We start from the raw sequence: 21,125 nt of genomic DNA, 5'->3' as shown, positions 1-21,125 counted from the left end.
GGAAAAACATGGCCTTTCGTATTTTTCAAGCCTATTTAGATGACGAAAATATCATCACCATCGAACTGGAAAAGAGCTTTGATGCCTACTCCATCCACTTTACACTAGAAGACAAGAACAGCTCTAGTCCCTTAACTATCAAAAATATCAACAATCAGGAAGAGCGGATTATCTACACCGTGTCGGCTAATGAGCCCATTGACCTGACGCAGTCCTACAAGGTCTATGACCAAGACCGCAATCATACCGACCTACAGTACCGCCATATCGTGAAAAAGCCTATTTTCGATGAGATTTTTGACTATGCAGGTGACGATTTGGGAGCTCAATACAGTCCCCAAGCCACCGACTTCAGACTCTGGGCGCCGATTTCCGAAAAAGTCCTCCTGCATCTGAAAGACCAGGTTCACCATCTCAAGCGTCTGGATAAGGGAGTCTGGCATACCCGCATTGAGGGAGATTTAGAGGGAGCCTCCTATTCTTATCTCCATAAGATCAATGGCAAGTGGGTAGAAGTCCATGATCCCTACGCCCTATCCTCAGATGTCAATTCGGGCAACAGCTATGTCATCAATCTAGAAAAGATTAAAAAGCCTATCAAACGAGCAAAAACACAGTTGAATCCGACAGAAGCTGTCATTTATGAAATGAGCGTCCGCGATTTCTCTATGCAGAAAGAAATTGGCTTCTCCTATCCCGGGAAGTTTGCCTCGCTGAGCGAATCTCCAGTCGTTCACGGCCAGAAGTTCGGTCTGGACTATCTGAAAGAGCTGGGTATCAGCCATGTGCAGCTCATGCCCGTCTATGACTTTGGCAGCGTTGATGAAAAGCATCCAGAGCTCGTCTACAACTGGGGCTACGATCCTGTCCAGTACAATGTCCCAGACGGCAGTTTTGCCAGCGATCCGCGAGACCCTTATGCCCGCATCAGAGAGTTGCAGGCGGCCATTTCTGCCTACCACAATGCTGATATCAGCGTCATCATGGATGTGGTCTACAATCATGTCTATGATGCCAACAGCTATGCTTTTGAAAAAATCGTGCCCGGCTATTTTTTCCGGCTCAATGATATGGGCTACCGGACCAACGGGACCTTCTGTGGCAATGATGTAGCCAGTGAGAAAGCCATGGTTCGCCGCTATATCAAGCAGTCGGTCAAGCAATGGGTCAGCATCTATGGCTTTGACGGTTTCCGCTTTGATCTGATGGGGATTTTAGATATCCAAACCATGCAGCAGATAGCTGACGAACTCAAGACGCTCTATCCTAACATCTACCTCTACGGCGAAGGCTGGCAGATGGATACTGGGCTGGCAAGTGAGCGATTGGCCCATCAGTACAATGCTGCCCAGCTTCCGGATTATGGATTTTTCAGCGATCATTTCCGCGACAGTCTCAAGCAGACCATCGCCCAAGGCCGGCAAATCGAGAGCAAGACTCCTGCCAGTCAGCTTGAGAATGTCCTGACAGCCAATGTTGGTCTAAAAGGCGAGGCCCACTTCACTGCGCCCCAGCAAGCTATTAATTATGTGGAGTGCCATGATAATGCAACGGTTTTTGATTACTTTGATATCGTCAACCCTGCTATCACCCTGCGGGATCGGCTGGCCAATTCGCGGCTGGCTCTCCATCTCGTCCTCCTAGCTCAAGGTGTTCCCTTTATCCACAGCGGTCAGGAATTTTTCCGGACAAAAAATCTGATTGATAACACCTACAATATGCCTGACGAAATCAATAAACTAGACTGGCTGCGCTCCCTGCATTACACAGAGGACATTGCTTTTCTTAAAAAGCTTATTGCCTTTCGCAGGGCACACCCGCTGCTGCATCTAAAGACCAGCACCGCCATCAAGCAAGCCTGTCAGGTCAACTGGCTGACAGACAGTTTATTGGAGTACAAGATTCAAGACAGGAAAGAGAGTATGACCATCGTCATCAACTTTGGCAACCAAGAGGCTGTCTACGAAAACAAAAACAAGCAAAAGCTACACCTCCAATATCCAGCCATTGATGCCCAAAAACCAATTGCGCCACTAGCTGACAGTTACAGCCTAGCTGGGAAGCAGTTGATTGTATTGAAATAGATTATAAAACATCAGCCAATGAATAAGCTGATGTTTTTGTTTTTTATAATCCCAAGTAATCCTCGACTGCTGCCTGCATTTGGTCTGCAGCGACCGTCGTTTTGTGGTGCACTGGGGCTGTTTCTAAGCCATCCACAGCTGGTGGAAGGGCTACACCAGAAAGTTCGTGCAGTTGGTCCAAAGCCTCAAAATCACTAAGTCCTGTTTGGCCAGTTACAGCCTCAACAGCCACGACTGGGAATTTATAAGGGCTAGCGGTAGACGCGATAACAGTCTTGCGCTGATCAGCTGTTTCTGCTAGATATTTTTGATAGACAGCAGACGCAACGGCTGTATGAGGGTCTTCGATGTAGTCAGATGCTTGATAGACCCGCTTGATTTCAGTTGCTGTTTCTTCTTCTGTCGCATAATCAGCCGCAAAGAGCTCTAAAATCCCAGCGTCAAAGTCCGTCAGTTCATACTGTCCATGCTCATTCAGAGCCGCCATCAAGGCCGCTGTTTTCTCAGCGCTGTTACCAGACAGGTGGAAAATCAAGCGCTCCAAGTTAGAGGAAACCAGAATATCCATGGACGGACTAGACGTCACCTTGAAGCTCCGCTTCTTGTCATAAAGCTGAGTCTTGAAGAAGTCCGTCAGGACATTGTTCTCATTCGATGCACAGATTAGCTTGCCAACTGGCAGACCGATTTGCTTGGCATAGTAGGCCGCCAGGATATTACCAAAGTTCCCTGTCGGAACTGTAAAGTTGACCTTGTCTCCTGCTGTGATTTCTCCCGTCTTCACTAGCTGAGCATAGGCATAGACATAGTAGACAATCTGCGGCACCAAACGGCCGATATTCATAGAGTTAGCTGATGAAAACTGGAGTTTGTGCTCCAAGAGACGAGCTCGTAGGTCTGTGTCGTTAAACATGTGTTTGACATTGGTCTGGGCATCGTCAAAGTTGCCATCAATGGCCACCACATGCGTATTGGCACCTGTCTGCGTCGTCATTTGCAGCTCTTGGACCTTGCTGACACCGTCTTTCGGATAGAAGACGATGATTTCAGTCCCAGGAACATCCGCAAAACCTGCCATAGCTGCCTTACCTGTGTCGCCAGAAGTCGCCGTCAGAATAACAATTTTGTTTTCTAAGCCGTGCTTTTTGGCTGCGGTTGTCATCAGATGAGGCAGGATGGACAAAGCCATGTCCTTAAAGGCAATGGTCGCTCCGTGGAAAAGCTCTAGATTGTACTGACCATCCAGCTTGACCAAGGGAGCAATCGCCTCATCATCAAACTTGCTGTCATAGGCATGGTTGATACAGTAGTCCAGCTCTTCTTCAGAAAAATCGTCCAAAAATGCAGACAAAACCAGCTTGGCTACTTCCTGATAAGAAGCGTCTTTGAGCTTGGCAAAGTCCAAATCGACCTGCGGATAGGTAATGGGCGTAAAGAGCCCGCCGTCTGTCGCCAAGCCTTGCAGAATCGCCTGGCTGGCTGTTACTCTATTCTTTTCGTCGCGTGTTGATTGATAAACTAAGGTCATTCTCTCTCATCCTTTATCTGTAGTTCGCTTTATTATACCAAAATTTATCAGAAAATTCTCGCTTTTTCACAGAGAATATAAGAAAAAGCCCATTTCTGGGCTTGTATTCATCTTATTCATTCATAGATACGTGAACGTGGTCGTAGTGGTTTTCGGTTACGCTGCCACGGTCTGGCATTTGGTTCCAAGTGTTAGCTGGTCCATAAATGCTTTCAAATGGTGCATAGAACTGTTGCTGCCAGATAACGTAAGAGATTCCTCTTTCAGTCATGTTAGAAGTAACATCGGCTGCGACCTGGTTTCCTAATTCAGTATTCTCACCAACGATAAAGTCAGCTGCCAAACCCTTACCATGATCTCCGCTATCACCTGGGCGGTAGAGACTAAATTCTGTAATGCCATATTTAGCTGCTATCTCTTCTTTCAGAGCAGCAGTCTGTGGCTGAAGACCTTCATTAGCAGGATTGTTAGTCGTCACGCTAGCAGCATCTGTTACAGCTGGAGCATTGTAAGTTGTTGGCTCAACAGCGGCAGTTGCTTGACTGACTTGGTCTTGGCCTAATTCAGTCACTTCTGAAGCCGCCTCTGCTGGAGCTGCTGGACTTGCAGCAACTGCTGGCTGCGGTGCTGCCTCTACAGGAGCGGCTGCATTTGCTTCCGCAGCTGGGGCTGCTTCACTTGCAACTTCTGCTACTGGGGTAGGAGCTTCTTCAGCAGGCGCTGGTGCTTGGTCTGCTGGAGCTGCAACAGCTTCCTCAACAGCCGGAGCTGGATTTTCTGCTGTTTGAGCCGGTGCCGCTGGAGCGGCTTGTTCAGTACCAAAAATCTCACTTGCTGTATAATCTTCCGTTACCAAACCTGCATTATTGCCTGCTTGGTAGCTTTGGATTTCTACAGAGGCAATTTCGTTGTGGCCATTTGTTGTAATGGTCAAAACAGTACCTGGGAAAATCAAGTCAGCATTGGCAATTTGGTTGATTTTAGCCAAGTCAACAAGATCAATATTCATCGCTTGGGCGATATTTCCCAAAGTGTCTCCATATTGAACAGTGTATGTTTGTTGGTTTTCATTGCTCGTAATATCTGCTTTAATTTGCTCAACTGTTCTGGCAGTCCAGTTTTGTGGCTGCTCCTCAGCTCGCGTTGTCAACAAAGGCAATGCTGACAAAGCAACAGTTGAAGCCAAAAGTAATTTCTTATTCATTTTCATATGCAAAATGCACCTTCCTAATCATTCATGATACGAAAACCATCTTACCATAAATCTTCTAAGAAAAAAGCCTTTTTCGACCTATTTAACAAAACTGTCTGCCCCCTGTAACATGGAGATTTTTTTGTAACATATAAAAAATTGCAGCAAGCAAAAGAACCCCATTTAGAGAGGTTCTGTTTTTTCTTTTGGGCTTATTTGAATTTTTTCTACTCTGGTGAACTGAACCCGACCTAAGCTCTGGGCAAAAAAGATAAAATCTCCTATTTTTAACGCCTACGCATCTTACTTCACCTTCATCATTCGGACGAGGCTGGCTCGTTCGGCTTCTTCCAGCTTCATTTCGATGTAGTAGATGGTTTCTTTGAGGTCAGGGATGGTAGCATACTCTAGCCCGTTGACCCGACGGCGGGTTTTCTCGATTTCATCCGCCATGAGCTGGCAGCTTTTCTCAATCTCAGCCAGTCGCAGCAAGTCAGGAAGCAGATCGCTCATGCTTTCAATGGTTTCATCCATCTGGCTGTTAGACGCCACATAGCTATAAACCACGTCTCCCTCGTCATCACTATGCGGATTGTCAATATGAGCGTGCATCTTGGGCACGCGCACACTCATGATATTCTCAGTCTCCACATGCAGATTGACCTCCCGCGTGGGCACAGCGAAAATCTCCTCGACCATGAGGTCGCTCTCCAGCGCCTTGGCCATGACAAAATCCTGCAGATGACCGACCAGAGCGGATTCGACCTTTTGGCGGAGCTGATTATTCTCACGGACAGACTCAATGAAGCGCCGCATCAGCTCATCCCGCTTGTCCTTGAGCAATTTATGCCCACGGACAGCCGTTTTGAGACGGGCTTTTAAGTTATTCAGCTCCATCCGAGTCGGCTTGACATTGAGTCGCGTCATCTTTCTTCCTCCTTGGTCTGCGGCAGGTATTGTTCAATCATGTCATCCTTAATCCGCTTAAGCTCCGTTCTTGGCAAGATGGATAGGAGTTCCCAGCCCAGATCCAAGCTTTCTTCAATGGTTCGGTTGGTCTGGAAACCTTGATTGATGTATTCCTGCTCGAAGCGATCGGTAAAGCGTACATAGAGCTTGTCCGTTTCGGACAGGGCGGATTCCCCCAGAACGACAGCCAACTCCTTAGCCTGCTTGCCTTGCGCATAGGCAGCAAATAATTGGTTCATGGTTGCGGCATGGTCACCTCTGGTCTTGCCCTCACCTGAGCCTTTGTCCTTGAGACGAGACAGAGATGGCAGGACATTGATGGGCGGACGATAGCCGCTGTTGTAAAGGTCGCGTGAAAGGATAATCTGACCTTCTGTAATATAACCCGTCAAGTCTGGAATCGGATGGGTAATGTCATCCTCTGGCATAGACAGGATCGGAATCTGCGTCACAGAGCCTTTCTTTCCGACCAGACGTCCAGCCCGCTCATAGAGGGTGGATAGGTTAGTATAGAGGTAACCCGGATACCCACGGCGACCCGGCACTTCACGACGAGCTGCAGAAACTTCCCGCAGGGCTTCGCAATAGTTGGTCATGTCAGTCATGATGACCAGAACGTGCATGTCTTTTTCATAAGCCAGGTACTCGGCTGCTGTTAGGGCAATCCGCGGCGTTGCAATCCGCTCGATAGCCGGATCATTAGCAAGATTGATAAAGAGCACCGAGCGGTCAATGGCTCCCGTCTCCCGGAGGTCATTCATGAAGAACTCGGCTTCTTCAAAGGTAATTCCCATGGCCGCAAAGACCACGGCGAAGTTTTCATCAGAGTTAAGTACTGTGGCCTGACGGGCGATTTGAGCGGCCAATTCCTTGTGGGGCAGACCAGAGCCAGAGAATACTGGCAGTTTTTGTCCCCGAACCAGAGTATTGAGGTGGTCGATGGCTGAAATACCAGTCTGGATAAACTCATCCGGATAGTCGCGAGCTACTGGATTGATGGCTTGACCGTCAATATCCAGATATTTTTCTGGCAAGATAGCTGGGCCACCATCAATTGGCTTGCCCATTCCATTGAAAATCCGGCCCACCATGTCTTCTGACACTGGCAGCTCTAGCGGACGGCCGGTAAAGCGGACCTTGGCTTTTTCAAGATTGATACCGCTAGATCCTTCAAAAAGCTGGACCATAGCCTTGTCTTCCTGGACTTCCAGGACCTGGCCCTGACGCTTGCTGCCGTCATGCAGCTGGATTTCTACCAGTTCATTGAAATGCACACCAGCGACTTGATCGACAATCATCAGAGGGCCGACAACTTCACTGACGGTGCGGTATTCTTTAATGACGCTCATTGTCTAGTCCTCCTTGGGCAAGAATCTGGTGCAGGGTTTCCTCGATAGTCTGACTGAGAGCCTGAATTTTTCCCAGCTGGTCTTCATGGATAAACTTGCTGCGGGCAATTCGGTCACGCAGCTCCACTGTTCCTTCCATGATTTCCCGGAAATACGCTCCCAGCTCCAAGGCACGATTGGCCTCCGCATCGAAGGTCAAGATATTGCTCAATAAAGCCACCTGCTTTTTGAAAGAAGTATAGGTGTCAACATCATCAAAGGCATTCTGCTGCAGGTAGTCCTCACGGATCATCTTGGCTGCATTCATGGTCAGGCGGTCCTTTTCAGACAAGGAATCCAAGCCCACCAAACGCACGATTTCCTGCAGTTCGCTTTCCTTTTGCAGGATATTCATGGCCTTGGTCACCTTTTCTGCCCAAGCAATCTTCTCATGCTGGTCGATATAGGCTCCGACCTCGTCTAGGTAGAGCGAATAAGAGCTCAGCCAGTTGATAGCAGGGAAGTGCCGACGTTGAGCAAGTTGAGCATCCAAGCCCCAGAAGACCTTGACAATCCGCAAGGTATTTTGCGTCACTGGCTCAGAAATATCACCACCCGGCGGCGATACGGCCCCAATAGCGGTAATAGAGCCTTCACGCGCAGTCGAACCGAGCGTCTTGACCCGGCCAGCCCGCTCGTAATACTCAGCAATCCGACTACCAAGATAGGCAGGATAGCCTTCGTCACCCGGCATTTCTTCCAGACGGCCGGACATTTCCCGCAGGGCTTCTGCCCAGCGAGAGGTAGAGTCCGCCATGATGGCCACGGAGTAGCCCATGTCACGGAAGTATTCTGCGATCGTAATCCCTGTGTAAATCGATGCTTCCCGGGCTGCCACCGGCATATTGGAAGTGTTGGCAATCAGCACCGTCCGCTGCATGATGGACTGGCCAGTTGCTGGGTCAATTAGTTCTGGAAATTCATTGAGTATGTCGGTCATCTCATTACCACGCTCACCGCAGCCGACATAGATAACGATGTCAACATTGGCAAACTTGGCCACCTGGTGCTGGACGACAGTCTTACCAGCCCCGAAAGGTCCTGGTACGGCTGCTGCTCCGCCCTTGGTTACTGGGAAGAAGGTATCGATGACCCGCTGACCAGTCACCAAAGGCTCAACTGGAATCAGCTTCTGAGCAAAAGGACGCCCACGACGGACCGGCCATTTTTGCATCAGAGTCCCTTTAAAGACAGAACCATCCGCCTGCTCAATCTCGTAAACAGTCTCTTCAACAGTGAAACTGCCAGCTGAAATATTGACCAAGCGTCCACTGACGCCGACTGGCACCATGATGCGGTGCTCCACCAGATTGGTCTCCTGCACCGTTCCCAGAATATCGCCAGCCTCAACCGCATCTCCGACAGACAGACTTGGAACAAAATCCCACTTAGTCTCTCGGTCTAGATTTGGCAATTGGACACCGCGGACGAGGAAGTCGCTCTCCGTGATGGTCTGGAAACGCTCCAAAGGCCGCTGAATCCCGTCAAACATCTGGGAAATCAGGCCTGGCCCCAGTTCAACAGACAGAGGGCTTCCAGTCGTGATGACCGGCTCCCCCGGACCCAAGCCAGAAGTTTCTTCATAAACCTGAATAGAAGCTTGGTCCCGTCGCATTTCAATGATTTCACCGATCAGCCCCAAATCGCCAACCCGGCAGATATCCTGAATATTCGCTTCCTGCATCCCTGATGCCAGCACCAGAGGACCAGAAACTTTGATAATCTTTCCTTGACTCACAATCTTCCTCCATTCTTGGGAGATTTTTGTTACTTTTCAATGAAAATCAAAGCTCAAACTAAGTTAGATACGGACCTAGTTTGAATTTCATTCCCAAAGAGTATTTTTTGATTCTTGCCGCGAGTTTGAAATCTTTCTTAGCTAACTCTAGGGCAAGGATTGTTTCTTTTTATTTTAAAAATCAGATAAAGCTTTTATTTGTCGGCCCTTTTCGTCGAAATTGTCTTGGCTTAGCCATTTTTCTAGACGATTCTTGACGGCCGGCCAATCCTTGTCAATCATGGACAGCCAGTCAGTATCTCGATTGCGCCCCTTATAGACTACCGCCTGACGAAACCTACCCTCATAGATGAAACCAAGCCGCTCTGCTGCCCGTCTTGAAGGCTGATTGAGGGAGTCGCATTTCCATTCATAGCGGCGATACTCCAGCCCTTCAAAGACATAGCGTGCCAGTAAGTACTGGGCTTCCGTAGCCAGTCTGGTGCGCTTCAGCTTGGGTGAATAGGTCACCGCTCCCACTTCGATAACGCGGTTATTTCGGTCAATCCTCATCAAGGCAAAAGTTCCTAGAGCCTTGCCGCTCTCCTTGTCCACAATCGCATAGTGGAAACGATCCTGTGCTGCCAGCATCTGATCTAGCTTCTGTGACCATTCTGCCTGATTTTGGGCAGGATTTTGGAAGAGATAGGTCCACATATCCGCAGGAGAATCTGGGCCATACACCTCATACAAATCCGCTCCATGCTTGTCCTTGGACAAACGCTCGATAATAACATACTGGCCTTCGATTCGCTCCAGATTGGGCAAGTCCCCCGGCTGAAAATCCGGCAGAGCATCCCCAATGGGTTGGCCTAGTTCATTCATTCGCATAAAAACCTCACAATATATCTTGTCCGACAGCCTTTTCGACATTTTCATGAATCCGCGAAAGAGCCAGTCCCGTGCTCCCCTTATGGGTAGGAATGAGCACAAGAGCAGGAATCTCCAACTGGTCATAGTAGGCCAGGGTTTCTGGAATATCCGCAGCCATATCCTCCGTCAGATAGATAATACCGAAATCTTCACGAGCGAGCCGACGCAGGGTATTGACCGTCTCCTGAGCTTCTTTTACTGGAAAGGTCTGAAAACCAATCAGCTTAAAAGGGAGGATAGTGTCGCGATTCCCCACGACAGCAATCTTGTAGCTAGTCTTGTCCATAAATCGGTCGCATCCTTTCTCTGATAAGCTCTACCGGCAGCTGATTGTCCATACCTGTCAAAATCAGCCGCAGATTCTTGACTTCCAGCTCCTTGCCCAGCAGATAGCGGGCCAGAGGAAGTGGGCCACCTGTCTCAAACTGACCAGTCGCCAGCAACTTAGCCTGCAAGAGGTCCGCTAGATATTCTATCTCCACCGTCGTCAAGGTCTGGTTCCGCATTTTTTCCTCATAGGAGCGCAGATCCAGATCGTAACCACAAGGATTGACCTGGCTAAACCAGGTCAAGAAATCTCCCTGCTCTGCCATGGCAATCCAGTTGGCAGCAGAAAGACTTCCTTCATCAGACAGGAGCTGCCTCATAAAGCTATGAGGTTTCTCCAAATCAACAGCCCGCTTGACGGTGATGGCATTGTAAAAATCAATAGTCAGATTCACCAGCTGCAGCAAGCGGTCATCTTCCAACTCCTGTGTCAGGCACTTGAGATGCTGGAAATAAGCCATATCCATGCCAATCTCAAGCACGCGCACATCCTGATAATCCTGGTATTCTTGCCAGGTCGCAAGCACCTCGTTCAGCATAAAATCTGGACAATACTCAGCCGAAAAGGCCATGACCAAGTGCTCTAAAACCTCCAGCGAATAGGTCCCCACTGGCATCAGCAAATGCTCCAAGGACTGACCTGTCGCCCGACCCTTGAGAAAAACTTTGAGATTGTGGTAGGTATAGCGGAGCGTGAAAATCTCCACCAGCTCCTTACTAGGACTAATCTCAAGCGCCCAATTATAAACGGAATACAAATGCTTCATCAGCACCTGCTCAATGGCATTGAGATCCTTAATCGCTTCAGCATCCATGGCGTAGACCGTTCCCTGCAGAAGAGCCGAACGGCTGGCAGCATCGTCAGCCTGCAGCAATTGATCATATTGCTGGGGCGTCAAAAAGGAAGCCTCCTGCACACTAATGGCTGTATTGACTTGAGAGAAACTTGTTTCACTCATGATCCGCCTCCTATTCTGCCTGGTCTTTGAAAATGTCCTGAGCCAGACGATAGCTTTCCTCCTGCCAGACTGAGTCCAGCAAGTCACGATAGAGATAACTATCATCCACCCGTCCTTGGCTCAGCACAAAGCCTGCCTGACCGGCTATGGATTGGTCTGAAAAAGACACTTTGGGAAAGGCTTTTTTCAAGCCTTCTAACTGGCTGGAGCTGAATTTCTCAGCTGATAAAGTACCAAAAACTAGTACCAATTCTTCCTCTGGATATTTAGCCAGGACACTCTTCAGAAAATGCTCTTCTTCAGCTGGTGACCAAGCCACCATCTGAGCATAAGCTTCCTCAAAAAGCTCTCTGAGAACCCGCTGCTTGATGACCAGAGTAGACTGGCGTTTTTGATTTTCCAGCTGCTGAATATCGCGCTGACTACGCCGGCTGATTTCTTTCAGCTGCTGCTCCCGCTGTCCAAGCTTTTGCCGAACCAGCTGGGCCTCACGTTCCTTGGCTTCCTGTTCTATTTTCTCAGTAGCCTCGACCAAGAGCAAACGCCCCTTCTCGTGAGCCTGCTCCAAGACAGAAGCTTTGAGATCTGATATGTCAGACATAAAAGCCTCCTTACTTCACATTCAGAACCATGATGAAGGAAACAACGAAAGCCAAGATGGCGTAGGTTTCAACCATGGCCGCGAGTATAACCCCTTTCATGACCTCTTCTGGACGCTTGGCCAAAATCTGAATACCAGCTGTCGCCACTCGTCCTTGATGCTTGGCTGAAAAGTAACCAACAATCGCAACTGGCAGAGCTGCTAGGAAATAAGCCACGCCTGATTGCAGAGCCAATTCCGGCTTGATATTAAAGAAGACGGTAATCCCGATAACAAAGCCGTAGAGACCTTGGGTACCTGGCAAAAGCTGTAAGATCAGAGCTTGAGCGAATTTTTCCGGCTGTTCTTTCAAGAGGGCTGCTGCTGCCTGACCAGTGCTTCCAACACCCAGCGCTGAACCCATTCCACTGAGAAAGACCGCCAAAGCTACTCCCAGACCTGCAAAAAAGGCGCCGCCGTAAGTTCCAAAATATGATGCTAAATGTTCCATGATTTACTCCTATGAAAATGCTGTAATCGTCGTAAAAACCAACAGCTAGTTGAATGAATAATATTTGTTTTGATGTTTTAGAAAGTGTTTTTCTAAAGATGAGCTTCTCATCTCTTACCATAGTTCCTAATCTTTATTTCTTGCTTTGCTGGACGTATTTCTCACTAGGCTTGAGCGGAGTGAAAGGCTTGCCGCCACCGTCGTAGAATTTTCCGAAGAATTCCACGAAAATCAAACGCGCTCCGTGCACATAACCGGACAGAAAAGATAGAAACATATTAACCAAATGAAGGGCAATAAAGAGCAGAATGCCAATGCTAAAGCGAGCGACAGGTGGAAAGAGGCTGACAATCAAGTTAAAAGCCGAGCCAATGCTGGCCCCAGAAAGTCCCAGAGCCATCAGCCGCGTAAAGCTGACAAGGTCTCCTACATAGCCGCTAACATTGTAGAGATTAAAGAGACCTGACCCTAATCCTGCCAAGCTCTTAGCACTGACAATGGATACCGCCAGTATGCCCAGAGCATTGATGATGGCCAGCCACTGACCAATCGTTGCTGCAAAGGCCAAGGATGGGAAGAAATTTCCCAAGGCCAAGAGTAGCAGCCCCAGCAAAATCAGTACCCAAGCAAAGCCTGCATTATAAGCTTCTGCATAATCCTTGAGGCGAATATTTTTCAGACCGCTGAGGAAAAGTCCCGCTAGCACTGTAACAAAGCCAAAGACAACCGAAATAACCAGAATCGTCATGGCGTCGGAGCTGGTGCTAATCAGAGCGAAGGGCAGTTCAAAGCCAAAGAAAGAACCATAAACCAGTCCCCAGATGATGACTGCCACACCCAGCAGGCGGAAGAATCGCAGATTCTTAGCCAATACCGGCTTGACATGCAAGAAGTGCAGCGCCAGGCTAGTGCCCACAAAGAGCAAGAGGCCGTAGCCAATGTCGGCAACCATCATGCCAAAGAATACAAAATAAAAGAGGGAAACGACGGGGGTAGGATCCTTGTCACCATACTTAGGCAGGGAATACATCTCCGTCACTAGCTCGAAGGGCTCCACCAAGGCATTGTTTTTAAGCTTGGTCGGAACCTTATCTTCCTCGCCCTCTCGGATTTCTCTGGTCTGGATGAGAATGCTCTGGCCGAACTGCTCTGTTAAGCATGCCTCAAGAGCTTGAACTTGACTGCTTTCGATCCAGCCTTCCAAGGCTGCCAGATTTTGTGTGCTGGCTAACTGGTTCTTACTTTCTTGACGGGAGGAGAGATTGCAGAGATAATCAAGCTGAACCTTGAGCTGATCCAGTTCATTCTTGGAAGCTGCCAGACTCTTAGTCATAGCATCTGCCACAGCCTCCTGCTGTCGAATATTGGCCTTGAGCTGGGCTATCCGCTCAGCAGGCAGTTCCGCATGTTCATACTCAAAAGGCTTAAAGCCATACTCTTTCAAGATTTTGCGAACTTCTTCCAAAGAGCCTGTCTTGTAAAAAATAAGAACTCCATGCTCCGTATCATTGGTAAAGACTTCCTGAAACTTCAGGTCGGGATGTGCTCCCAGAGTCAGGCGCAGAGCATCGTCGTCTGTATTGGGAATCGTCCCAATCAACGCTCCCAGATGACTGAAAGTCGCAGCTGCTTGCGGTGTTAGCTCCAGCGGCTCCCACTTCTCCAGCGCAGCCACTTCCAAGCGGTCAGCTTCTATCTGAGCTTTGGCTTCTTGCAAGACCTTAAGCTGCTTACTGATTCCTTCCAGCAGCGCCTCCTCATCTCGTGCCTTCCCTGCCTGCTCCAAAGCAGAAAAGGACAGCTCCAAAGGCTCTTCTTTTAAGGATTCCAGCAGTTTCTTTTTGGGCATAAAAGGCTCTAGCTCTGCAATTAGCCTCTCGAGCTTTTCTTGACGACTGAGCAAATCCTGCTGAGATAACTGCTGATCCGGCCGGCCGACTAAAGCCTGCTCAAAAGCTGCCTGCCAATCCTCTTCCTGCCGCAAGTCATGAATCTGAACCGACTTTAAACCCTGTAGGTAAAAGAGAAGCTGATCCAGCAGTTCCTTGGGCAGAAGCAGAGACAGCTGCCGCATTTGACTAATGGCCATAGGCTTCTACCACCTTCTCTACAATGGCTCGCGCCAAGTCTGCTTTTTTGTCTGTCAGCGCGGCCGCAACCTTGTCCTCATTCTGCTGGGTTGTCTGCTCCAAGTCTTGCTGCAGGAGCACCAACTTTTGTTGGGAAGACGCGGTTAATTCCTCTGCCAGCTTCTGCGTTTCATTGTCATAAGTCAGAGCCAGCTGCCTGAGATCTTCATCTACTTGCTGTCGCAGCTCCTGAGTCTGCTTCCTGTAGCCCATCAAAACTTCTTCTGCAGCAGTCTCAATTTCCTGCATTTTTTCAAGTGTTTCATTGGCCATCTATTCACCCCCTCGTTTTCAAAAACCTTCGAAAACGGATTTTAAAATCTGCATTCCTGAGCGACTAGCCAACCATCTGGCAAGGTCATCTTCTGGAATACAGCTTCGTACTTGCATAAATTATAACATATTTTCAGAAAAACAGTCAGAGATTGCTAAATAACTATCTCAAACTGATAGAAAAGCCGATATAGATTTGATTCATTTCAATACTTACAAATCAGTCTCAGCTGTACACTCTTGATAAGTTTCAGTCTTGTAAACGGTTTATTTGTCTATAACTATGTTATAATATAAACAAATTCTAAGACAAATATAGAATAGCAGAAAAGTAAAAGTGGCTTTAAATGTACTTTCCAACCAGAACAGCCCTTAAACTTTTACTAAACATTATCCCATAAGAAAGTGATTTTATGAGTCAGCAGAATATCTTGGCCATCATTGAAAGCCATCTTGACAAGATGACCGACTTGGAACAGAGGATTGGTCACTATTTTTTGGATCCAAATAGTATTCAAGAGGATTTATCCTCTTTGCAAGTCGCTCAAACCTTGCACATTTCTCAAGCAGCCTTGACCCGTTTCGCCAAAAAATGCGGCTTTAAAGGTTATCGGGAATTTAGCTTTCAATATTTACAGGACCTACAAAAGGCGCAAACCGAGGCGGATAATATGCAAAGCAGCTTATCCCGTCATGTCTTGTACAACTACAATCAAATCCACCAGCAGACAAAAGAACTGATAGATGAGGAAAAGCTGAAGCGAGTGGCTCAAATCTTAGAAGAGGCCGACCGTGTTTATTTCTTTGGGACAGGGAGCTCTGGCTTAGTAGCACGTGATATGAAGCTGCGTTTCATGAGACTGGGAGTCGTTTGTGAAGCCCTAACCGACCAAGATGGCTTCGCTTGGACAACTAGTATTCTGGACAAGAACTGCCTCGTTATCGGATTTTCTCTATCCGGACAGACCCAGTCTATCATTGACAGCTTGATTGACGCTAAAAATATGGGAGCGAAAACCATCTTGGTGACAGGACAGCCTGAAAAGATTCAAGAAGACTTCACTGAAATCGTTCCTGTTGCTCTTCAAAGCAAGCCTGAGTTTATCTTGCGGATTTCCGCACAATTCCCCATGCTTCTTATGATTGACCTCATCTATGCCTTTTTCCTCGAGATTAACCGCGAGAAGAAAGAAAGAATCTTTAACAGCTTTTGGGAAAATCAGAAATTGAATGGTTACTACCGTCGCAATACCCACAAACGATAAAAACGAATCAGGATTTTCTGACTCGTTTTCTTTTTTGGTCTAACTTTTTCCTCTTTCTTTTACAAGGGAAGGATTGGCCCGTAGATTTCTAATTGGGGCTGAATTTTTTCCATATGAAAGGCATCGTAGGCACGCCACTTTTGATAAGTAGACTGATCCAGTTTGAGGCTACTAAGACCAATTAAAAAACTAGCACTTTTATGGAAGCTTTCAAGAGCAATGAGGAGACGGTTATCCAGAGCTTTGGTTTTCTCCAAATTCCTCAAAACTTCTGCTAAGCACTCGTAAAAGCGGATTTCATCACTTGATTGAATTGTCTTCTTTTGAAAATCTTCCATCAAGGAACCTAGAAGCTGAGCAGCTTCCTGAATGAAACTTCTTTCTGCCATTTGATTTTCCTCTTGAAAGACAAGGAACCTGAGAAAAATCTCAGGTTAAACTTGTCTATTTTTGAAATGATAGTAGGCTCCAAACATACCCGCAGTATTTTGATGATGAGCAAAGGCCAGTTTGGTTTTGTCAGCAATGCTTGGGACTAAAGCTTCCTGCAAAGCCGCCTGAATCCGCGGTCTAAGGATAGCTTCTTGTCCCATGATGCCGCCTCCTAGGATAACAACTTCTGGATTAACGACATAGCAGATATTGGCAATTCCTTGACCCAGATAGCCAACCATGCGATCGATGCCCTCGATACAGAGTTTATTGCCCTCAGTTGCTTCTTTGAAAATCCGACGGCCATTCCAATGCTCAGCGTCTTCTCCATGTAGCTCAGCCACATAGTTGACTAAAGCAGTTGTAGACGCCACATCTTGGAAAGCTCCGTCCGGTAGATGCAGGTAACCGACCTCACAGGCAGAGTTACTAAAGCCATGGAAGACCTGACCATCTACGACCAGACAGCCTCCGATACCTGTACCGATTGTCAAACAAAGGGCAATCTTGGCTCCCTTGCCACTGCCCGACATAGCCTCCGCCAAGCCAGCACAGTTGACATCATTTTCAATCTCACAAGGCAGGAAGAATTTTTCTTCCAGGACTTTTTTGAACTGGGTGCCAGCATAATTCGGAATCTGCGGCCCGGCATAGAAAATTTCACCCTTGTCAGGATCTACCATACCAGCTGAAGAAATACAAATCCCAGCCAGAGGTCCTTTTTCTAAATAGCCTGCAACAATGCCTTCAACTTTCTGCATAATTCCCGGACCGCCTTTGTGGGCCTCCGTTGGCATTTCATGTGCTTCCACCAAGATTTCCGCCTCGTCGATTAAGCCATACTTGATATTGGTACCGCCAATATCAATAGCAACATAGTGTTTCATAGCACACCTTCTCTCTAGTGTTTATCCTGTTGCTTATAAAAATTGCTCCTTGGTTTGTCTAATCAACTGAGCAACTTCTTCCACAATTGGCCAATCACTTTCTTGCACTGGTGTCAGAGGTGAACGAACAGATCCGATAGTCAAGCCTTCGTTAATTTCCAAAACACCCTTAATAACAGCGTACATATTGCCGTGGGCGCTGGTTAATTTTCCGATGATGCCATTTATCGCATATTGCAACTCTTTAGCCCGTTCCAATTCCTTGTCAGCAATCAGTTGATTGAGTTTGAGGAAGAGCTCTGGCATAGCTCCGTATGTACCACCGATACCGGCTGCAGCACCCATAAGACGGCCACCCAAGAATTGCTCATCTGGACCATTAAAGACTACATGATCTTCTCCCCCAAGAGCTACAAAGGTCTGAATATCCTGCACTGGCATTGAAGAGTTCTTCACACCAATCACGCGCTCATTCTTGAGCATTTCCTTGTAAAGGCTAGGAGTCAAGGCTACACCAGCCAGCTGAGGGATATTGTAAATCACGAAATCAGTATTAGGCGCCGCCGCACTGATGTCATTCCAATATTGGGCAACCGAATACTCTGGCAAACGGAAATAAATCGGCGGAATAGCTGCAATAGCATCCACACCCAAACTTTCCGCATGACGAGCCAGCTCCACGCTGTCTTTAGTATTGTTGCAAGCCACGTGGGCAATGATAGTCAGACGCCCCTTAGCAACTTTCATCACTTCTTCTAGAACCCGTTTTCGGTCTTCTACACTCAGATAGATACACTCGCCCGAAGAACCGTTGACATAAAGACCTTGCACGCCCTTGGCGATGAAATATTCCACTAAAGCGCGAGTCCGCTCCGGGCTGATTTCACCTTCCTCATCATAGCAGGCGTAGAAAGCAGGAATGACACCTTGATATTTTTTTAAATCTGACATAGTTTTCTCCTAATGTTTTAGAAATGAGAGGGACGAAAATCATTGTTTCATCCCCACATCTTTTATTTTACAATTTCCGATAATTTAACTTTACGATCTTCAAACATAGACTGAGTACATGCATCTGCTGTTGCAATAGCCTCCAGAGCTGCTTCTCCTGTCAATAATTTTTTGAATTCTTCTGTTACCGGTGCTCCCTGCATGATTTCATGAAGGTAACGCATTTCCTTGTCAATAACAGATGATAACCACAATGGAGTACGTTTACCAGGTTTTCCGTAAGCAATCGCTCCATCCATTTCGGTACTATGGTAAATACGAGTACGATCATCATCTTCTTCCTGTGACTCATGGATTAGGAAATAACTTTCTTGACCATCTAATTTGAGAGTTCCTTTACAGTTGAACAAGTCCAGACGAATCGCACCTTTTGTCCCTTGAATCAAGACATAGTGTTCACCCCAGCGATAAGCAGAACCCCATTCTAGCAAAGCAAAACGCTTGTTTGAAAATTCCATATTGACAAAAATCATGTCATCTTCATCACCAAAGTTTTCTCCCTCATGAGCTACATTGCCACCAGTCATTGTAACAGTTTCAGGCATCCCACCCATAAGAAATTGAACACAGTCTAATTCATGGATATGATGATATAAGTGACCACCAGATTTTTCGCGGATTTTCTTCCAAGATACTGATGGTTGTTGCTCCTCCCATCCATTACGAGCTGTATGACAATATAGAACGTCCCCAATCACACCTTGATTGATTAATTCTTTGGCATGATGAACACCATTAAAGAAGTTCATGATATGCCCCGCCATAAAGGTCACATTATTTTCTTTACAAGCATCTACCATCTCGCGACAATCCTCATAGGAAAGAGCAATTGGTTTTTCACAAAAAACATTTTTTCCATGCTGAGCTGCTTTGATAACCGGTTCTTTATGAAGATTGTTTGGAGAAGCCACAATAACACAGTCAACTTCATCGCTAGCCACTAATTCATCTATCGAAGCTGCAACTTTCGCTCCTAACTCTTCAGCTACTGCTTCCGCGTTTTCTGGATCGTAAACAATCGTAATCTCTGCACCATCATTTTTTTGCATATAACGAGCCAATTCAGCTCCAAAATATCCTGTTCCTACGACGCCATATTTAACCATTTTTATTCTCCTGTTGTTTAATACAATATCCTATTTTTAACTTATATACTGACTAATGTTGTTTCGGAATGTCTATTTTACAGATCCTTCTGAAAGACCACTTGCAATCTTATTTTGAATGATTGAGAAGAAGATGATAGAAGGCAATACAACAATCACAGATGCCGCCATCATATCTCCCCAGTCTAGCACCTCTGATCCATTCAATGAACGAAGTGCTACTGCAACGGTCATTTTACTTGTATCGTTAATCAGTATCAATGCATATAAGAATTCATTCCACGCATTAATAAAGGTATAAATCGCTGTTGCAACAATTCCCGGAGCAACGATTGGTAATACCACTTTATAAAAAGTAACAAATTTATTTGCTCCATCAATACGGGCTGCCTCTTCAATCCCAATTGGAACCGTTTGGAAGAAGCCAACCAGCAGCCATACCGCATAAGGTACACTAAATGACAAATAAATGATGATAAGGCCAATGATGCTATTTCCCAAACCTGCTTTTGCAATTGCAATAGAATAAGGTATTGCTAGCAAAATAGGTGGGAAAATATAAGTTGTTACCAAAAGCCGTGACATTATTGCTCCTAGTTTAGGGAAGAAACGAACAATACCATAAGCAGCCATGGAAGAAATAATCGTTGCAATAACTGTTGTGGACAAAGAAATTACTAAACTATTTCGGATATTATCAACGAAATGCAAATCATTAATAACATGTGTAAAGTAGTCTAGCGTAAAAGTCTGAGGCCAGAAGCGAGTTGGGAATTGTGTCAACTCCCCTTTTCCTTTAATCGAAGATATAATAATCCATACAAGCGGGAAGATTGCAACAATTGTTGCAATTATCAAAACTAAATGAGCTCCGATATCTAAGTAGAAATTTGATTTTTTCTTCATTATTTTCTACCCTCCTTTTCCCATTTACTAATTACAGAGAAGTAAATGAAGCAAACTGTCAATAGGAAGATAAAGAGCAATACTGTGACTGCTGAAGCTCGTCCTAATAACTTCGTTCCCCAACCTAAGTTGTAAGCGAAAATCGGCAAGGTCATAGTCGCATTAGACGGACCACCACCAGTAATGAGGTAGATAATATCAAAATTGTTAAAGATCCAAACCGTTCTCAGTACAACTAGCAATCCTACAACGACCTTAATATGCGGAAAAGTAATATGTCTGAACACTTGCCAACTTGTCGCACCATCAATTTTAGCTGCCTCAAACTGCTCCTGAGGAACTGTTTGAAGTGCAGATAAAACATTAACCATAATCATTGGAGCTCCAAACCAGATATTGATAAACACCAAGCAAATAAAGGCCCACGTGCTATCAGTCAGAAAAGCTGGAGCATGCTCCATTAAACCAAGCTTAACAATGATATTTGGCAGATACCCATAGACACCATTTAGAATCCATTGCCATGAAAAAGCAATAACAATTGTAGGAAAGGCCCACGGTACGATTAACAACGTCCGATAAAGTTTTTTAAATCGTCGCACTCTATGCAAAGCAAGAGCCAGAACAAATCCGATGATAACTTGTCCAGCTAAGGAAAGGACAGTCCATTTTATTGAATTAAAAAATGCACTAAAAAAGTTAGGGTCTGACAATACTGCTTTATAATTATCCAAACCAACAAAACGATAGTTGGGCATAATTAAATTCTTATTGGTAAAGCTATAAAAGATGCTTGAAAAAAATGGATAAACAAAGAGTAATCCTACGATAATCACCGCTGGCAGTACAAATATCCAACGCGTCAAATTACGATCTCTGACCATCTCTTACCCCTTTCTTTAAAATAAGAGGCTATAGCGCTACTGCA

20 protein-coding genes are annotated in these 21,125 nt (G+C 46.3%); 2 read left to right on the top strand and 18 right to left on the bottom strand.

The window, feature by feature from the left end; genetic code table 11:
• Nucleotides 1-8 precede the first annotated feature (8 nt).
• Complete coding sequence (gene pulA, locus FKX92_RS05370) at nt 9-2,084, top strand: type I pullulanase (RefSeq protein ID WP_149565741.1); 2,076 nt, start codon at nt 9-11, stop codon at nt 2,082-2,084.
• 43 nt (nt 2,085-2,127) lie between these two features.
• Here pulA and thrC read toward each other — a convergent pair whose 3' ends face one another.
• The 12 genes from thrC to FKX92_RS05310 all read right to left on the bottom strand — a co-directional run bounded on the left by thrC (nt 2,128) and on the right by FKX92_RS05310 (nt 14,590).
• The gene (gene thrC, locus FKX92_RS05365) at nt 2,128-3,612 is read right to left on the bottom strand and encodes a threonine synthase (RefSeq protein WP_149565740.1); all 1,485 of its coding nucleotides are present in this window, start codon (nt 3,610-3,612) and stop codon (nt 2,128-2,130) included.
• A 112-nt stretch (nt 3,613-3,724) separates the two neighbouring features.
• Nucleotides 3,725-4,822 carry a LysM peptidoglycan-binding domain-containing protein gene (locus tag FKX92_RS05360; protein ID WP_149565739.1) on the bottom strand — a complete coding sequence of 366 codons (1,098 nt, stop codon included), beginning with the start codon at nt 4,820-4,822 and terminating at the stop codon, nt 3,725-3,727.
• 285 nt (nt 4,823-5,107) lie between these two features.
• The gene (locus FKX92_RS05355; protein ID WP_002894455.1) at nt 5,108-5,731 is read right to left on the bottom strand and encodes a V-type ATP synthase subunit D; all 624 of its coding nucleotides are present in this window, start codon (nt 5,729-5,731) and stop codon (nt 5,108-5,110) included.
• Nucleotides 5,728-7,122, bottom strand: a complete 1,395-nt coding sequence (locus FKX92_RS05350; protein WP_149565738.1) for a V-type ATP synthase subunit B — start codon at nt 7,120-7,122, stop codon at nt 5,728-5,730. The genes FKX92_RS05355 and FKX92_RS05350 overlap by 4 nt, the downstream gene beginning before the upstream one ends.
• Nucleotides 7,109-8,899 (bottom strand): V-type ATP synthase subunit A, encoded by a 1,791-nt coding sequence (locus tag FKX92_RS05345; protein WP_149565737.1) that lies wholly within the window; start codon nt 8,897-8,899, stop codon nt 7,109-7,111. The genes FKX92_RS05350 and FKX92_RS05345 overlap by 14 nt, the downstream gene beginning before the upstream one ends.
• 174 nt (nt 8,900-9,073) lie before the next feature.
• Entirely contained in the window at nt 9,074-9,769 is a 696-nt protein-coding gene (locus tag FKX92_RS05340; protein WP_149565736.1) for a GNAT family N-acetyltransferase, read from the bottom strand.
• A gap of 7 nt (nt 9,770-9,776) precedes the next feature.
• Nucleotides 9,777-10,097 carry a V-type ATP synthase subunit F gene (locus FKX92_RS05335; RefSeq protein WP_002894448.1) on the bottom strand — a complete coding sequence of 107 codons (321 nt, stop codon included), beginning with the start codon at nt 10,095-10,097 and terminating at the stop codon, nt 9,777-9,779.
• A complete protein-coding gene (locus FKX92_RS05330) occupies nt 10,084-11,097 on the bottom strand; it encodes a V-type ATPase subunit (protein ID WP_149565735.1) in 1,014 nt (337 codons plus the stop codon). The genes FKX92_RS05335 and FKX92_RS05330 overlap by 14 nt, the downstream gene beginning before the upstream one ends.
• A gap of 10 nt (nt 11,098-11,107) precedes the next feature.
• On the bottom strand, nt 11,108-11,698 hold the full coding sequence (locus tag FKX92_RS05325) for a hypothetical protein (RefSeq protein WP_149565734.1): 591 nt from the start codon (nt 11,696-11,698) through the stop codon (nt 11,108-11,110).
• A 10-nt stretch (nt 11,699-11,708) separates the two neighbouring features.
• The gene (locus FKX92_RS05320; protein ID WP_002898768.1) at nt 11,709-12,188 is read right to left on the bottom strand and encodes a V-type ATP synthase subunit K; all 480 of its coding nucleotides are present in this window, start codon (nt 12,186-12,188) and stop codon (nt 11,709-11,711) included.
• Nucleotides 12,189-12,321: 133 nt separating this feature from the next.
• Complete coding sequence (locus FKX92_RS05315) at nt 12,322-14,277, bottom strand: V-type ATP synthase subunit I (protein WP_149565733.1); 1,956 nt, start codon at nt 14,275-14,277, stop codon at nt 12,322-12,324.
• Nucleotides 14,267-14,590, bottom strand: coding sequence for a hypothetical protein (locus tag FKX92_RS05310; RefSeq protein ID WP_004185100.1), 324 nt, complete (start codon nt 14,588-14,590; stop codon nt 14,267-14,269). Before FKX92_RS05310 ends, FKX92_RS05315 begins: the two co-directional genes overlap by 11 nt.
• A 413-nt stretch (nt 14,591-15,003) precedes the next feature.
• On the opposite strand from FKX92_RS05310, the gene FKX92_RS05305 reads away from it, so the two are divergent.
• Nucleotides 15,004-15,855 carry a MurR/RpiR family transcriptional regulator gene (locus FKX92_RS05305; protein ID WP_124765065.1) on the top strand — a complete coding sequence of 284 codons (852 nt, stop codon included), beginning with the start codon at nt 15,004-15,006 and terminating at the stop codon, nt 15,853-15,855.
• A gap of 59 nt (nt 15,856-15,914) precedes the next feature.
• On the opposite strand, the gene FKX92_RS05300 is transcribed toward FKX92_RS05305, so the two are convergent.
• From FKX92_RS05300 to FKX92_RS05275, 6 genes are all read right to left on the bottom strand, one after another.
• Nucleotides 15,915-16,244, bottom strand: a complete 330-nt coding sequence (locus tag FKX92_RS05300; protein WP_124765067.1) for a DNA helicase — start codon at nt 16,242-16,244, stop codon at nt 15,915-15,917.
• Nucleotides 16,245-16,289: 45 nt separating this feature from the next.
• The gene (locus FKX92_RS05295; RefSeq protein ID WP_124765069.1) at nt 16,290-17,174 is read right to left on the bottom strand and encodes an ROK family protein; all 885 of its coding nucleotides are present in this window, start codon (nt 17,172-17,174) and stop codon (nt 16,290-16,292) included.
• A gap of 33 nt (nt 17,175-17,207) precedes the next feature.
• Nucleotides 17,208-18,125, bottom strand: a complete 918-nt coding sequence (locus FKX92_RS05290) for an N-acetylneuraminate lyase (protein ID WP_124765071.1) — start codon at nt 18,123-18,125, stop codon at nt 17,208-17,210.
• Between the two features lie 62 nt (nt 18,126-18,187).
• Nucleotides 18,188-19,291: a Gfo/Idh/MocA family protein gene (locus FKX92_RS05285; protein ID WP_002894435.1), complete on the bottom strand. Its 1,104-nt coding sequence runs from the start codon at nt 19,289-19,291 to the stop codon at nt 18,188-18,190.
• 72 nt (nt 19,292-19,363) lie between these two features.
• On the bottom strand, nt 19,364-20,197 hold the full coding sequence (locus tag FKX92_RS05280) for a carbohydrate ABC transporter permease (protein ID WP_002898776.1): 834 nt from the start codon (nt 20,195-20,197) through the stop codon (nt 19,364-19,366).
• Complete coding sequence (locus FKX92_RS05275) at nt 20,197-21,081, bottom strand: carbohydrate ABC transporter permease (protein ID WP_002898777.1); 885 nt, start codon at nt 21,079-21,081, stop codon at nt 20,197-20,199. Before FKX92_RS05275 ends, FKX92_RS05280 begins: the two co-directional genes overlap by 1 nt.
• Nucleotides 21,082-21,125 lie beyond the last annotated feature (44 nt).

Source organism: Streptococcus sanguinis (assembly GCF_008329445.1).
Lineage (GTDB): Bacteria > Bacillota > Bacilli > Lactobacillales > Streptococcaceae > Streptococcus > Streptococcus sanguinis_O.
Note: the sequence above shows the minus strand (reverse complement) of the source record. Positions and strands in the feature narration are given on the sequence as shown.

Coding starts and splice junctions, on each gene's coding strand:
- FKX92_RS05295 (WP_124765069.1), bottom strand. CDS start 17,174: ATGAAACACTATGTTGCTATTGATATTGGCGGTACCAATATCAAGTAT.
- FKX92_RS05275 (WP_002898777.1), bottom strand. CDS start 21,081: ATGGTCAGAGATCGTAATTTGACGCGTTGGATATTTGTACTGCCAGCG.
- FKX92_RS05290 (WP_124765071.1), bottom strand. CDS start 18,125: ATGTCAGATTTAAAAAAATATCAAGGTGTCATTCCTGCTTTCTACGCC.
- FKX92_RS05315 (WP_149565733.1), bottom strand. CDS start 14,277: ATGGCCATTAGTCAAATGCGGCAGCTGTCTCTGCTTCTGCCCAAGGAA.
- FKX92_RS05360 (WP_149565739.1), bottom strand. CDS start 4,822: ATGAAAATGAATAAGAAATTACTTTTGGCTTCAACTGTTGCTTTGTCA.
- FKX92_RS05310 (WP_004185100.1), bottom strand. CDS start 14,590: ATGGCCAATGAAACACTTGAAAAAATGCAGGAAATTGAGACTGCTGCA.
- pulA (WP_149565741.1), top strand. CDS start 9: ATGGCCTTTCGTATTTTTCAAGCCTATTTAGATGACGAAAATATCATC.
- FKX92_RS05320 (WP_002898768.1), bottom strand. CDS start 12,188: ATGGAACATTTAGCATCATATTTTGGAACTTACGGCGGCGCCTTTTTT.
- FKX92_RS05355 (WP_002894455.1), bottom strand. CDS start 5,731: ATGACGCGACTCAATGTCAAGCCGACTCGGATGGAGCTGAATAACTTA.
- FKX92_RS05285 (WP_002894435.1), bottom strand. CDS start 19,291: ATGGTTAAATATGGCGTCGTAGGAACAGGATATTTTGGAGCTGAATTG.
- FKX92_RS05305 (WP_124765065.1), top strand. CDS start 15,004: ATGAGTCAGCAGAATATCTTGGCCATCATTGAAAGCCATCTTGACAAG.
- FKX92_RS05340 (WP_149565736.1), bottom strand. CDS start 9,769: ATGCGAATGAATGAACTAGGCCAACCCATTGGGGATGCTCTGCCGGAT.
- thrC (WP_149565740.1), bottom strand. CDS start 3,612: ATGACCTTAGTTTATCAATCAACACGCGACGAAAAGAATAGAGTAACA.
- FKX92_RS05335 (WP_002894448.1), bottom strand. CDS start 10,097: ATGGACAAGACTAGCTACAAGATTGCTGTCGTGGGGAATCGCGACACT.
- FKX92_RS05280 (WP_002898776.1), bottom strand. CDS start 20,197: ATGAAGAAAAAATCAAATTTCTACTTAGATATCGGAGCTCATTTAGTT.
- FKX92_RS05325 (WP_149565734.1), bottom strand. CDS start 11,698: ATGTCTGACATATCAGATCTCAAAGCTTCTGTCTTGGAGCAGGCTCAC.
- FKX92_RS05330 (WP_149565735.1), bottom strand. CDS start 11,097: ATGAGTGAAACAAGTTTCTCTCAAGTCAATACAGCCATTAGTGTGCAG.
- FKX92_RS05350 (WP_149565738.1), bottom strand. CDS start 7,122: ATGAGCGTCATTAAAGAATACCGCACCGTCAGTGAAGTTGTCGGCCCT.
- FKX92_RS05300 (WP_124765067.1), bottom strand. CDS start 16,244: ATGGCAGAAAGAAGTTTCATTCAGGAAGCTGCTCAGCTTCTAGGTTCC.